At 28.0% G+C, this 14,260-nt stretch carries 11 protein-coding genes; 9 read left to right on the top strand and 2 right to left on the bottom strand.

Annotated elements, in window-relative coordinates:
* The first annotated feature begins 17 nt into the window (after window positions 1–17).
* The gene (locus CSPA_RS30635) at window positions 18–1,403 is read left to right on the top strand and encodes a GH39 family glycosyl hydrolase (protein ID WP_015394367.1); all 1,386 of its coding nucleotides are present in this window, start codon (window positions 18–20) and stop codon (window positions 1,401–1,403) included.
* Between the two features lie 373 nt (window positions 1,404–1,776).
* On the opposite strand, the gene CSPA_RS20885 is transcribed toward CSPA_RS30635, so the two are convergent.
* On the bottom strand, window positions 1,777–2,667 hold the full coding sequence (locus CSPA_RS20885; protein ID WP_015394366.1) for an IS1/IS1595 family N-terminal zinc-binding domain-containing protein: 891 nt from the start codon (window positions 2,665–2,667) through the stop codon (window positions 1,777–1,779).
* Window positions 2,668–3,164: 497 nt separating this feature from the next.
* Here CSPA_RS20885 and CSPA_RS20880 point away from each other — a divergent pair, with 497 nt between their 5' ends.
* Both CSPA_RS20880 and CSPA_RS20875 read left to right on the top strand, forming a co-directional pair.
* Window positions 3,165–4,058, top strand: coding sequence for a sugar phosphate isomerase/epimerase family protein (locus CSPA_RS20880; protein ID WP_015394365.1), 894 nt, complete (start codon window positions 3,165–3,167; stop codon window positions 4,056–4,058).
* Window positions 4,059–4,074: 16 nt separating this feature from the next.
* Entirely contained in the window at window positions 4,075–4,482 is a 408-nt protein-coding gene (locus CSPA_RS20875) for a C-glycoside deglycosidase beta subunit domain-containing protein (RefSeq protein ID WP_015394364.1), read from the top strand.
* A 103-nt stretch (window positions 4,483–4,585) separates the two neighbouring features.
* Here CSPA_RS20875 and CSPA_RS20870 read toward each other — a convergent pair whose 3' ends face one another.
* On the bottom strand, window positions 4,586–5,011 hold the full coding sequence (locus tag CSPA_RS20870; protein ID WP_015394363.1) for a LysR family transcriptional regulator substrate-binding protein: 426 nt from the start codon (window positions 5,009–5,011) through the stop codon (window positions 4,586–4,588).
* Between the two features lie 48 nt (window positions 5,012–5,059).
* Here CSPA_RS20870 and CSPA_RS20865 point away from each other — a divergent pair, with 48 nt between their 5' ends.
* From CSPA_RS20865 to bglS, 6 genes are all read left to right on the top strand, one after another.
* On the top strand, window positions 5,060–5,626 hold the full coding sequence (locus CSPA_RS20865) for a DJ-1 family glyoxalase III (protein ID WP_015394362.1): 567 nt from the start codon (window positions 5,060–5,062) through the stop codon (window positions 5,624–5,626).
* Between the two features lie 255 nt (window positions 5,627–5,881).
* Window positions 5,882–7,873 carry a methyl-accepting chemotaxis protein gene (locus CSPA_RS20860; RefSeq protein WP_015394361.1) on the top strand — a complete coding sequence of 664 codons (1,992 nt, stop codon included), beginning with the start codon at window positions 5,882–5,884 and terminating at the stop codon, window positions 7,871–7,873.
* A gap of 215 nt (window positions 7,874–8,088) precedes the next feature.
* Complete coding sequence (locus CSPA_RS20855; protein WP_015394360.1) at window positions 8,089–9,723, top strand: extracellular solute-binding protein; 1,635 nt, start codon at window positions 8,089–8,091, stop codon at window positions 9,721–9,723.
* Window positions 9,724–9,744: 21 nt separating this feature from the next.
* Entirely contained in the window at window positions 9,745–11,607 is a 1,863-nt protein-coding gene (locus CSPA_RS20850; protein WP_015394359.1) for a sensor histidine kinase, read from the top strand.
* 22 nt (window positions 11,608–11,629) lie between these two features.
* Window positions 11,630–13,231, top strand: coding sequence for a response regulator (locus CSPA_RS20845; protein WP_015394358.1), 1,602 nt, complete (start codon window positions 11,630–11,632; stop codon window positions 13,229–13,231).
* A gap of 287 nt (window positions 13,232–13,518) precedes the next feature.
* Window positions 13,519–14,259 carry a beta-glucanase gene (gene bglS / locus CSPA_RS20840; protein WP_015394357.1) on the top strand — a complete coding sequence of 247 codons (741 nt, stop codon included), beginning with the start codon at window positions 13,519–13,521 and terminating at the stop codon, window positions 14,257–14,259.
* Window position 14,260: the final 1 nt, after the last annotated feature.

Here is a 14,260-nt window from a genome sequence, read left to right as displayed (position 1 = left end):
GTATTTTCAGTGATGAAATGCTTAGTTATGGAGAAGAGACCTTGGAGGAAGTAAATTATAACTTTACCAAAATAGATAAATTGATTGATTTCTTGTATAGCATAAATTTAAAACCGTTTATTGAGTTGGGAAATAAGGCTAAAGTTCTAAGTATTACATCGAATAAAGCTATGTATTTTAGAAATCCTTCAAAACAAGAAAAACATTTCAAGAAATCTTTAGAGTTATTAGAAAAATTTATTGTACATTGTATTAATAGATATGGAATAACGGAGGTATCAAAATGGTATTTTGAATTTTGGAAAGAAGGAGAAATTGATTATGTTTTCTGGAATGGAAATTTTCATAAGTATGTAGAAGAATTTAAGTGCTATCATGATACAGTAAAAAAAATAGTACCAGAGGCTAAAGTAGGAGGACCTGGCTTTAATACAGAGGTAAATAAAAAATGGTTTGGCGAGTTTTTAAATCAGTTAAAAAGAACAAATACTAGGCTGGACTTTTTATCAGTATCACTATATCCATATGAACTTATTGAAGATAACAAAATTGAAGAAATTGAGAAGAAAAATAATAGAATAAGTGAAGAACATGAATATAAAACTCGATTACTTCCTTCAAAAGATAGAAATTATTCAAAAGTACAGCTTACCAAAATTAAAAAAATAATTAAAGATACAGGAATTGAAATTCAAGAAATTCATGTTACAGAGTACAATTCTAGTATATCTCATCGCCATCCAGCTAATGACACAATCTTTAAAGCAGCTTATATTACTAAAAATATAATAGATACTTTAGATGAAACAGATAGTTTTGGATATTGGTTTTGCTCTGATATATCTGGAGAATTAAATGATTCAAAAAATCTATTATATGGAGATATGGGAATAATAAGTGCTAATGGAATAAGTAAACCAGGATTTTATGCTTATGAAATGTTGGCGAAACTAGGAAATAGTTTGATAAAAAAGGGTGAGGGATATGTTATAACAAAAGAATCTTCTTATAGTTATCAAATTATTACGTATAATTATAAACATTTCAATTATTTTTATTGCTTAAGTGAGGAAGCATCAGTAAACTTAGATCAATATTATAATATTTTTGAGAACGAACAAAAATTAAATATAAATATAACTTTAAGCGGAGTAAAAAAAGGAAGATATCGTATAAAAAAATATATTTTAAATAGAGAGCACGGGAGTATTTTTGATGAATGGCTAAATATGAATTCTATTTACAATATTAAAAAAGATGAAATTGATTACTTAAAACAAATTTGTGTGCCTAAACAGAAAGTTTTCTATATGGAAAGTATAGAAGAATTAAAAGTGGAAAGCTGTCTTTCACCACATGAAGTTAATCTGTATGATATTACTTTTGAGTATAGCAAATCATAATGGATAATAGTTCTGCAGAAATACACAAAGCGAAAACAATTGCCATGTCAAATGACATAGCATTAAGTACAATTGCATAGAATTACTGTAAATCATGTTGAATATAATAAGATATCTTTGGTTCAATGATTTAAAATTTAAATAATGAAAAATAAGTGTTTTGATTAGCAAACTCCAATATTGCTTCTTTACAAAATTTTTAAATGTCATCAACAGATTTTAACATTTCAATTATGAAGTATTCTAACATGTATAAAAATAACTCCATAAGGTCAAATAATATAAAATAAAAAATAACAAGCAATAAGATATTAACTTTTATTTTATATGTGAAAATGTTTAAAATAATTGTTGTTAATAGAAGACATATGAATTATAGCACTACTCCAATTGGGTTTATATTTGATATTCCTATATCAGATGTCTTAATAAATTTGTTTTCAAGAGATAATTTCTTGAATATTTCCATATAATTCATCTCTTTTTTTGTAATATATAATATAAAAAGTGAAAGGTATTTTTCTAAATATTTTGAAGCAACACCATGATATTTTTTAAGCCATTTCTCTAAAATAATTTGGAATGGCCAGATTATTTTATCATTCTGAACTTCTTTTTTACGCTTTTTATTATGTGCTTTTGCAACTAAAGAAATATATCGATCACCATATGGCACTATATAAGCTTTCTCATCAATTAAATAATAAATTCTTTTATTAAAGCTAGGTAAATGCCAATGACATCGTGAAATTGGTTTAACTATAATAGAATTTTCATCGCTTTTTGCAGCTATAACCCAAATATTGTGGCGTACTGTTATAGTGAGATTTCTGCTTCCTTTAAAATTCTCAGGAATTAATTTTTTAGCAATATGTACATCTCCGTTTAAATTTGCTGGAACACTCTCATAGTTAAGTCCCTGCAATACTTTATGTCTCCAATAAAAAGCTGTAACTAAGCTTATTTCTAATTTTTCTGCACAAAATCTTAAAGATTTTCTTTCAAGCACATATTCAGTAAATTTAATCCATTTACTAGAGTCCTTTTTTGAATAACTCCATAAGGACTTTGTTACATTAGAAAAGGTTTTGCCACATTCTTTACACTTATATCTCTGAAATCCTTTAAATGATCCATATTTGATGTAGTGTTTTGACTCACAAATAGGACATTTTTCAATATTTCTATTTGAACAGATATCCTTTTTTATCAATGCAGTAATATGAGAGTTTAATAAATTAAAATTGGTATCAGTTTTTATCAAGAAAATTACCTCAATTCATTGTCAAAATATAAATTAAATATTCAAATCCTCTTAATAATTGCCTAAATATTAAGTTTCTAAACATTACCAACATTTATTTTAAACAGATATATATGTGATATTTTATTACATATGAATTAGGCATTAAGCAAATTACTATTTGTTAAAATATTTACTGAATAGCTAATTTTCAAATTTTAAATTCTTTAAATGTGGCTGGATAATTTATAAGAACTTTGGTTAACTATTAATAAAAGTGATTAGGATTTCACATTGAAATCTTAATATTATTTAAATTTGTATGATAGAAGATGAAAAATAATCGGGTTTGCTAATAGAAGTGAATAAATAATAGAATGCGTTTACAATATTGAAAAGAGTACAATAATGGTGTGCTAAAAATTAAAAATTATAACAAAAATCAATTATATTTAACTTTAATAATTGATTAATAGAAGTTTAAAATAAGAGATTACAAAAAGGAGGAATTTTATAATATGGATAATAAGCTTGAAAAACAAGGAAGACCAAAAAGAGGCGTATCATTGTATAGCTATAATGGAGATTATGGTGTTTCTATGGATTTAGAAGATATGTTTGCTGAGATGAAGGATATGGGTGCAAGGGGATTAGAAATTTTAGCAAATTCTCATATAGAAGGTTACCCAAACCATAGTGAGGATTGGTTTCAAAAATGGGATAGACTTATTATAGAATATGATATTGTACCTGTTGAATACGGGCATTGGGTAGATTCTCGTTTGTATATGGGTAGAGAACTTACATCTGAGGAATCTCTTGTTATGTTAGAACGAGATTTTAAAATTGCTAATAGATTAGGATTCACTGTTCTTCGTACTAAGTTAGGGGTTATTGATGATGATTTAACACCAGTAACAAATTGGAGAGAGTTTATAAAAATGGCGTTGCCTTTAGCTGAAAAATATAATGTTCGTATGTGTCCTGAAATTCATGCTCCTACTCTTTTAAATTCTAAAATGGTTAAAGAATTTGTTGAATTTATTGAGGAAACAGGTACTAAATATTTTGGTTTGAACATTGATTTTGGTGTATTCCAAACTAAGTATTTAGATGCAAGTGAATATGGACCAGGGGATTGGGTACAACCACCAGGTAATCATAGTGAAGTAGAAGAGATTATTCCATTACTTCCATATGTATATTGCTGTCATGCAAAATTTGTAAAGATGTCAGAAGAGTGTGAGGAAGTTGTAATACCTTATGAAAAAATCATAAATACTTTAATAGAACAAAAATGGGATGGGTATATGTTAAGTGAGTACGAAGGACCATATGCCAAAAAGGCTGGATATCCTTCTATACAGGTAAGAAGACAGCATATAATGATGAAGAAATTACTAGGAGAATAGAGAAAGGAGAAAAAGCATGCTAGATAGAGAATGTATACAATCAAGAGGTTTTAGAAATGTTGAGAATCAGGGAAAAATTACTGGCTTTCAATTTAATATTAGATCACTATATTACAGAGGACTTTGGCTTTCGCAGTTACGTCCCGCTACTATTACAGTAGATGGAGAAACTTTTTCAGGAGATCAAGTTACATGGACTATAAGTGGTGTGACTTATGAACAAGAGGAGATACTTAAATTAGGAGATGTTCATTGGGGTCTTTTAGAACCAGCAACCCTTACAGTTAGAAAAGAAGGCGGTTTAAAGCCAGGAACTCATGATATTGAATTAACTTATCAATATAGTTCTTCATATTTTCCACCGGCTATGGACACGCTACTTAGCAGTGCACCACATAATAGAAAATTAATTTTAGTACAATAAAATTAAAAGTATTTAGAGGCCATTTTAATATGGCCTCTAATTTTAACTGTATCCAGTGGTAAATACTGTAGTAAAAATTATAATTGTGCTATTCTGACAAAGATTATCTACAAAATTCATCTAGAAAGTGTTTAGCAACAGAAGATAGGTATTTGTCTTTAGTCCATATAATCTCAGAACGTGTTACTAAAGATGGCTCATTTATCTCGTTATATTTTAAATTGATATTTTTGGAAATGTCAATCCAATCTTTAGGAACTATAGCTATACCCATTCCACTACTAGCCCATAATAGGAGTGAGCGTGCATCATTAATTTCGCAAAGAATTCTAGGTTCGAAATTATATTTTTCACATGCTTCAAATAACATATTTTTAAATTTAGAGCTTATCAATAAGGGTTTATCTTCAAGTTCCGAAATTTTAATAGAATTATTATTATAATTATAAGTATCTCCACAATATACTGCTATCATAGGTTCAGAAGGTAAATGAATAGATTCAACTATATAGATTAAGTTAGGCAACATATTGTAATAAAATTAGAAAGTAATTTATTAAAAGAGAGGAAGATGAAAATGAAAAAAATAGCAGTTTTTTTAGCAGATGGATTTGAAGAGGGGGAATCACTATTTGTTATTGATATTTTAAAAAGGGCTGGATTCCATTGTGATTCTGTAAGCATAGAAAAAGAAATGGTTAGAGGTTCTCATGATATTATTGTTAAAACTGATAAAATTATAAGTGATGAAATTAAAGAATATGACATGATTGTTTTACCTGGGGGATTACCTGGAGCAACTAATTTAAGAGATGATGAAAGAGTAATTGAATTAGTTAAATATTTTGATAAAGTACCTGAAAAGTTTGTTGCAGCTATTTGTGCAGCACCAATGGTTTTGGAGAAAGCAGGAATTGTAAAAGGTCGTACAATAACTTCATACCCTGGTGAAAAATATACTGCTTTGTTTAAGGAAGCTAACTATGTTGAAGATATAGTTGCGATAGATGATCATTTAATCACTAGCAGGGGACCAGCTACAACCTTACCTTTTGCTTATGCATTGGTAGATGCATTAGGTGGTAATAGCAATGCTTTAAAAGAAGGAATGCTCTATAATATGGTAAGGAATAGTGATTTCTAATTGCATCATTATATTAGTCTATCTTTTAAAATTTAAGTAATAGTTAAGATAATACTTATATGGATTAATAATATTTTTTAAATAAATTCATATAGGTGTTATTTTTTATTTACTTTATTTTTGAATAAAATTTAATTTTATTATATTTTTGTTTAATAAAGCTGGTAAATATTTAATATTATTGATAGCGTATACATACATATAGTACAATTGTAACAAAGGTATAAAAGGAAAAAAGAAGCAGGAGGGGGAAATATGAAATTAAAAAACAAATTTATTATTTTATTTACAATTTTTGCAATAGTACCATTGATTATCTCAGGAATTATAGTTAGTTCAATTGTTCAAAACTCAAATAAAAAGGAAGCTTACTCTAGACTAAATGAAGAATTGTTAGTTTCAGAACAATCTATGAATGGTACCATAGAAATGTTAAAAAATTTAGCTTTGGATTCCCAAAAAGATCCTACCCTAATACAGTATTTTAATAACACTACATCTGAAGAATTGAAGGAACAGGTATCAAATAGTTTTGGAGACCAGTTAAAGAGATATGGAGTTTTTGCAAACATAATAGTTATTAGTGGAGACGAAAGACGTTTAACAGATGCTCTGAAAAAAGGAGTTGACAAAGACAAATCACCAATGCCTGATTATTTGGCAAAAGTTAAAGAAACAAAAAACTTAGTAGTTTCTAGTGTTAGAGCGAGTAATAGTACAGGAAGAGCAATAGTTGCAATTTGTGTTCCAATTCTAAATAATGATAAGCAAATAATTGGATATGTAATATATTCTGTGGATTTAGAAAAGATATCAGATAAATATGTTACTAATATTAAGATTGGATCATCAGGATATATTTTTGCAATACAAGAAGATGGAACAACTGCTTTACATCCTAATAAGGATGAAATATTTCAAAAGAATTTTTTAGATATAGGTATTTCTAAGGAAGTATTAAGCAAAAAATCTGGAATTGGTGAATATGAATATAATGGAATAAAAAAAATAGTCGCATACGACAACAATAATGATATAGGATTAATTTATTTATCTGTTATACCAACAGCTGAACTTATGGGAACATCAAAAGAAGTTATTAGTTTAATGGGAATTATAGTTTTAATAGCTTTGATTATTTCAGTTATTTTTGCAGTAATAATGTCGAAAAGATTTACAAATAGTATTAATAGTGTTGTTAAGGCCATGGGATTTATTGATGAAGGCGATTTTACAACTAAGATTGAAGTTAAAAGCAATGATGAAGTTGGCATCATGGGAACTAAAATAAATAATACTATGGAAAAATTGAGATTTTCAATATCTGGAGTTAAAGAAAGCAGTGGAGAGGTCAGTGATTTATCAAATACATTAACAAATAATTCTAAAGAAATGTCAGTAGCTGCAAATGAAGTTTCTACAGCTATTGGAGAAATAGCCAATGGAGCAATGGATCAAACTCGCCAGCTATTAGATATAACTAAACAATTAGATATGTTTAATGATGAATTAAATGATATTCATGATAAAATTTCGAACGTTAATATAAGTAGCAAAAAAGCTGAAGATAAAGCTGTTTTAGGTAAAAATTTTATTGGGTCATTAACTAAATCAGTTAATGATGTTAAACAGTCATTTACACTTGTTACTAATAAGATTAATGGCTTAGGCAGCACTGTAAGTGAAATAGGCAAAATAACGGATTCTATTAATGAAATATCAGAGCAAACTAATCTTTTAGCTTTGAACGCAGCTATTGAAGCAGCAAGAGCAGGAGAACAAGGAAAAGGCTTTGCAGTAGTTGCAGATGAAGTAAGAAAATTAGCTGAAGAATCCAGTAAATCAGCTTCAGAAATAATGAACCTAATAAATTTAGTTAGTGGAGAAACAAAAGAAGTTATTGTTACTTCGAATGGAATGAATGATCTAATTAGTGAGCAGGCTCAAGTTATTGAAAAAACAATTGAATCTTTTGACACTATATTGAAGTCTGTTCAAGATATTACACCTGTTGTTGATGAAACATATAATTCAGTTAAAAATGCAATCAAAGCCAAAGATATAGTTGTAGGCAAAGTAGAAGGTGTGGCCTCTGTTGCAGAAGAGGTTTCTGCTTCAACAGAAGAAATATCAGCATCAGCAGAAGAAATGGTTGCATCTATTGAAGAAGTCTCAGGCGTAGCAGTTCAATTGGACAAATCAGTAGAAAGATTAGTAGATAAGATAGATGGATTTAAAGTAATTTAATAGTTATAAAAGATATTTAGTTTAAAATAATAAAATCACTATAAGTAATCATAAATTGCTAATAGTGGTTTTATTATTTTTTATGGAAATAATATAGAGGAGTTAATAGGATATTAAGAAATTGACTTATAATTTTTAAAAAAGTATAATTTTAAAATGAAGTTTTAAATTACCGTTTAGCAATATTTTTATACCACAAAAGGGGGGGATTATATATGAGAAAGCAAAATGTAAAGGTTTATAGAGGAATTATAGCCTTAGCTGCAATGTCTATGTTTCTTACAGCATGTTTTCTATTTGATAAAAAAATAGAGAGTACAGTTAATAATACCTATGGTGAAGAAGGACAAAATATGGATATAACACCCATAACTTTTGATTGGTATATTGATTTTTCTTGGTTTCAAACTAAATGGGGGACAAATCCTGTTTCAAAATATGTTTCTGAGAAAACTGGTGTTAGTTTAAACTTAATAACTCCAAGCGGTGATGAGACAGAAAAATTAAATTCTATGATTGAAACTGGTAAATTGCCAGATTTTATTACATTAAGTTCACAAGATTATGGATATAAAAGGATAATTCAGAGCGGTTTAGCATTACCGCTTGATAAGATATCAGAGCAATATGATGCATATTTTATGAGAGCTGCAGATAAACAAAAATTGGAATGGTATAGAGAAAGCGATGGAAATGTATATTGCTATCCAAACTTTTCAAGTCCAGTAACTGATTTTAGTGATTACAAAGAAGAAAAGCCATCAAATCAAACATTTTTAGTTAGGAAAGATATATATGAAGCTTTAGGAAAACCTGATATGAGAACACCACAAGGTTTTTTAAGTGCCCTTGAAAGGGCAAAAAAAGAATTTTCGAAAGTTGATGGCCATGAATTGATACCTATAGGCTTTCATGAGTTCAATGATTATGGAAATCTTTCTTTAGATAGTATTTTGCCTAATTTTTTAGATGTTCCTAGAGAAGAGAATGGAAAAGTATATGATAAAAATATAGATAAAGAATATATAGGATGGTTAAAAACTTTAAGAGAAGCTAATGAAAGAGGATTGCTATCGAAGGAAATTTTTGTTGATAAAAGAGCTCAGATAGAAGAAAAGATAACAGAAGGAAGATATTTTGCAATGCTCTATCAAAGCTCTGACATGTCAGCTCAGCAACTGGAATTATACTCTAGAGATAAGAATAAAGTATATATGGCTATAGATGGGCCTTCAAACTCTAGGTTAGATCAGCCTAAACTAGCAGGAGATAGTATTTCTGGATGGACAGTTACCTTGATTTCAAAGACCTGTAAAGATCCAAAGAGAGCTATAAATTTTTTAAGTTATTTAATTAGTGAAGAAGGAAATAAAGATTTGTATTTGGGAATAAAAGGATTAACTTGGGATGTAATTAATGGAAAGGAACAGTTTAAACCAGAAGTAGTAGATTTGCTAAACAAAGATAGAATAGCTTTTGATAATAAATATGGTGCGGCAAATACCTATTGGATGCTGTCAGATGGTGACTTAATACAGAAATGGATGCCAGAAAAAGAGAAGCCACTAAGTATAATAAGTGACTGGGCTAAGGGGAAGACGTATAATTATTCCTTATTTGATAACATTTATCCGTATGGAGATAATGAGGAAGGAATAGCTTTTGTGAGAATAAACAAAAAATGGGGAAATACATTAAAGAATCTGCTTATTGCTAAGAACGAGAATGAATTTGATAAACTACTAAATGAATTTATCTCATATAGAAAAGAACAAGGTTGGGATAAGATACAAAAATATGCTCAACAAAAATATGAGGAAAATAAGAAGAAGCTAAATGTAGTTAGATGAATTAAAATAGGAGTTGCTTAAATGAAGAATAAAGCTGTTATTTCGTGGGAAAAAATTAAGCAAACATTAAGTGATCAAAGTTTAATAAAAAAATTAATTACCATGTATATATTCATTATTGGTATTCCGATAGTAATATTTTCTTTATATATATTTAGTTCCCTTTCAGAGAATGCAAAACATGATGCAGTAAATAGAGCTAATTATGATCTCAGCACTGAATATGATAGTGTTGAAAAGAATGTTTATATAATGAGAAATATAATTAAGACTATAGAATCTGATAATCAAGTAATAGGATATTTACAGGGAGTTGATAATCAAGAAGCAAAAGAACTAATTGAGTTTAAAGAAACAACCTATAAGCAATTAATTAATCTGCAAAATAGTAATCCAACAATTAAACAAATAAATATATTTACTAGTAATTCTAATATAAGTGAAATTTGGCCTACTTTTTATAAAATAGACAGAATTATGGATAATCAATGGTATAAAAAAGTTATTAAAAAAAATGGTTCAGAATATTGGAATATTAATCATTATGATAATGATATTTTGGTTAAATCAACTTTAAATGATGAATCAAAAGATGTAGTAGTTTCTATTAATAAAAGGATTACTTATTCAAGTGATAAGTATTATGGTATTTGCAGGGTAACTATGGATTCCAAGGATTTTTTTCAAAAAATGTACGAAAAAGATGAGTTGAAAAGTGGACAAATATTATTAGTAAATAAAGAAAATATGGATATAAAAACAAGTGAAAATAGTACACTGCTTAAAAAATTTAATTTCGATAATAAAAAGTTTCAGGAATTTATTAAAGATAAATTGGAACATGAAAAAGGAGAAGTGAATTATAATCAAGGTAGTGAAGATTATATTATACTGTACAAAGAGTCACCTATTCCAAACAATTACTTAATAAGTGTTATCCCATTAAATAACATTTCTCAAGAAATAAAAAATTCTAAATATCTTGTTATTTGGAGTTCAATTTTTTTGCTGATATTTCTATCAGTAGTAGTATTTTTTGCAACTAAAACTATTCTAAAAAGATTATACAAAATAATTTCTGCAGTTAAACAGGTAAGAACTGGAGATTTAATGCCAAGTATAGAGGTTTATGGTAATGATGAAGTTGGAGTGCTTGCCCATAATTTTAGGCAAATGATGAAAACTATAGATATATTGATTAAGGAGAGCGTGAATAAAGAAATAATAACCAAAGAAGCAGAACTAAAAGCATTAAAAACTCAAATAGATTCACATTTTCTATATAATACTCTTGAGAATATTAGGATGATGGCATTAGTTGAAGAAAATTACATGGTATCTGATTGTTTAGCGGCTTTAGGTGATATGATGAGATATAACATGAAATGGAATAGCGAGTTTGTCCCACTGAGTGAAGAAATAAGTCATATTAAAAATTATATATCATTAATGACTCTAAGATATGATTTTGAAATAATTTTAAATATTAATATTGAGCCGGAATTTCTAGGCAGAAAAATATTAAAATTGACTATTCAACCCTTAGTGGAAAATGCAGTGAAGCATGGTATTTCAGAAAAATTAATGAGTGAAAATGGTATTATTTCCATATCTGTTGCTATTGATGAAGAATATTTATATTTAAATGTGAAAGATGATGGAAAGGGAATGGATATAAACAAAGTTCAGGAGTTACAGAATCATATAAACGAAAATATAGATAAAAAATATGGTCTTGGACTTAAAAATGTTAGTGATAGAATAAAGCTTTTTTACGGTAAACAATATGGTATTATGATTGAAACTCACGAAGGGGGTTATACACAAATAACACTTAAGCTTCCAAATTCTATAGATAATCCATTAGAAGTATTAAGTAAATAAGAATTTTAAAGGGGGGAAAAGTTTGTATTCAGTAATGATAGTAGATGATGAACCAATTATCAGAAAAGGATTAAAAAAAATAATTAACTGGGAGGAATATGGTTTTAAGATAGCTTGTGAAGCACGAGATGGAGAAGATGCACTTGAACTAATTAAAGAATATAACATAGATTTTATTATATCAGATATAAAGATGCATAAAATAACAGGAATTGAGTTATTAAGAAAAATTAGAGAAAATGGATTAGATACTTTAGTACTATTATTAAGTGGCTATGATGAATTTTCATATGCACAAGAGGGGATAAGACTTGGGGCCTTTGATTATATATTAAAACCATTAGATGCTCAAAAACTGAAAAACATATTAATTAATGCTTATGATAAATTGGCAATGAAAGAAAAAAAGGATCATGAATATAATGTAAATAAAATTATTTCGGGAGAAAAAATTTTATATGACTTATTAAGGGGAAAAAATTTAATGCTTATTGATGAATATATTTCGCAGTATAATCTTCCTTTAGTTAAAGGTAAAGTTCAAGTTGCAATTGTTGAGATTAATGAAATTATTATAAGCAGTGAAGATTTAACTGAAAACGACGAATGGAGTTATTTAAATAATAAGGTTAATGATTTAATAGAGAAAGAATTGAAAAAGAGTGATATAGAATATTTTTCTGTGTTAGATGGAGATTTTGGTAAAAAAATTATTCTTGTACAAATGGAAAAAGATATTGAGCTATCCGATTTTAATCAAAAGTTTGTTGCAGTTTTAAAGAACATACTTAAAATTAGCAGTGAAAACTACCAGATAAAATTAAATATTGGGGTTGGAAATGCTTATAATCAATTATATAGTATTTACAAAAGTTATTTAAATGCTAAAGAGGCATTAAAATACAAATATGTGCTTGGAACTAATAAACTAATTCAATTAACCGAATTAGCAGAAATAAGAAAGAAAAATTTTGTTTATCCAATTGAAAAGGAAAAGGCATTAATAAATTCAATACTTATAGGGAGAGATGATTCTTTAAATATGCTTCGAGAACTAGTTGGTGAAATAGCAAGTATGTTGAATTTTGATATTTTTAGCATAAATATTGCGTTTACTCAAGTAGTGTACAATATTTATAATAATGTGCTTAAAAAATATAGTTTTTTAGAAGATATATATGATTTAAGCCAAATAACAAACATTGGATTTTTAGGAGTTGAAACACTGGAGAATATTGAGAAACAATTAATTGGTAATATAAATAAACTAATATTGATTATAAAGGAATACAACCTAAATCAGGGTGATAATATAGTTCAAAGAGCTTGTGAATATGTACTTACTCATATAGATGAGGATATTACATTAACAGCTATAGCAAATAATTTTAATATAAGTAAGAACTATTTATGTTCAATATTTAAACAGCAAACAGGAGAAAATTTTTTAGAATATACAACAAAAGCAAAGATGGAACGAGCCAAAATATTATTAAAGAAGTATAATTATAAAGTTTACGAGGTTAGTGATATGCTTGGATATAAGGAAACAGCATATTTTGGTAAGCTTTTCAAAAAGTATACAGGTTATACTCCAGCTGAATATAAAAAATGTAATATTTAAAATAAAGGAGAGATTCTGAATAAGGATCTCTTCTTTTTTGATTTTTTTTATGTAAATGTTTAAAATTAGTAATTTTTTAATAGGTTATCGTAATTTTGTACCATTCTAGTAAACGTTATTTTAATATATCATAAAGGTGTCAAAAGAAATAAGAGGGGGGAAAAAAGTGAAGAAAAAATATTATCTCAAAAAAGTTTATTAGTGGTATGACCGCAGGATCTGTTAAAGGATAAATAATGTTTAAATACAAATTTTGTTAGTAATTTAATTTTTAGGAGGATAAATGTATGAAAATGAAAAAATTAAAAATTGCAGCATTAGGAATTCTAGTAGGTACTTTCTTAGTAGGAACTTTAAGTCAAACAACAGCTTATGCATTGACTACAACACACTTTGGTGAGGCTTTTAATTCTTACAATACAACAGCTTGGACAAAATCAGATGGCTGGTCCAATGATGCAATGTTTAATTGTACGTGGAGATCTAGCAATGTTAATTTCAGCAACGGAGTTATGAATCTTACTCTTAATAAAGATACTCAAGGGGGAGCTAAGCCATATGCAGGTGGAGAATATCGTTCAAAGGATACCTATAGATATGGGCTTTACCAAGTAAGAATGAAGCCAGCCAAAAATACAGGAATAGTTTCCTCGTTCTTTACCTATACCGGACCAACAGATGGTACTCCTTGGGATGAAATTGATATTGAATTTTTAGGTAAAGATACTACAAAGGTACAATTCAACTATTATACAAATGGTGTAGGAAATCATGAGTATCTTTACAATTTAGGATTTGATGCATCTTCTAGTTTTCATACTTATGCATTTAACTGGCAACCAACGTATATTGCATGGTTAGTAGACGGAAAAGAAGTTTATAGAGCAACTAAAAATATTCCATCACATCCTGGTAAAATCATGATGAATTTATGGCCAGGAACAGGTGTAGATTCATGGTTAGGTGCTTATAATGGAGTAACTCCAATTAATGCATATTATGATTGGGCAGCGTATGATCCTCAGTAGA

It is taken from the genome of Clostridium saccharoperbutylacetonicum N1-4(HMT) (genome assembly GCF_000340885.1).
In the GTDB taxonomy this organism is placed as follows: Bacteria; Bacillota; Clostridia; order Clostridiales; family Clostridiaceae; genus Clostridium; species Clostridium saccharoperbutylacetonicum.
This window is presented reverse-complemented; position numbering and strand designations above follow the sequence as displayed.

What these genes read in the sequence shown, in the direction of transcription:
- CSPA_RS30635 (WP_015394367.1), top strand. Translation starts at nt 18, where the DNA reads ATGCTTAGTTATGGAGAAGAGACCTTGGAGGAAGTAAATTATAACTTT.
- CSPA_RS20880 (WP_015394365.1), top strand. Translation starts at nt 3,165, where the DNA reads ATGGATAATAAGCTTGAAAAACAAGGAAGACCAAAAAGAGGCGTATCA.
- CSPA_RS20875 (WP_015394364.1), top strand. Translation starts at nt 4,075, where the DNA reads ATGCTAGATAGAGAATGTATACAATCAAGAGGTTTTAGAAATGTTGAG.
- CSPA_RS20870 (WP_015394363.1), bottom strand. Translation starts at nt 5,011, where the DNA reads ATGTTGCCTAACTTAATCTATATAGTTGAATCTATTCATTTACCTTCT.
- CSPA_RS20865 (WP_015394362.1), top strand. Translation starts at nt 5,060, where the DNA reads ATGAAAAAAATAGCAGTTTTTTTAGCAGATGGATTTGAAGAGGGGGAA.
- CSPA_RS20860 (WP_015394361.1), top strand. Translation starts at nt 5,882, where the DNA reads ATGAAATTAAAAAACAAATTTATTATTTTATTTACAATTTTTGCAATA.
- CSPA_RS20855 (WP_015394360.1), top strand. Translation starts at nt 8,089, where the DNA reads ATGAGAAAGCAAAATGTAAAGGTTTATAGAGGAATTATAGCCTTAGCT.
- CSPA_RS20850 (WP_015394359.1), top strand. Translation starts at nt 9,745, where the DNA reads ATGAAGAATAAAGCTGTTATTTCGTGGGAAAAAATTAAGCAAACATTA.
- bglS (WP_015394357.1), top strand. Translation starts at nt 13,519, where the DNA reads ATGAAAATGAAAAAATTAAAAATTGCAGCATTAGGAATTCTAGTAGGT.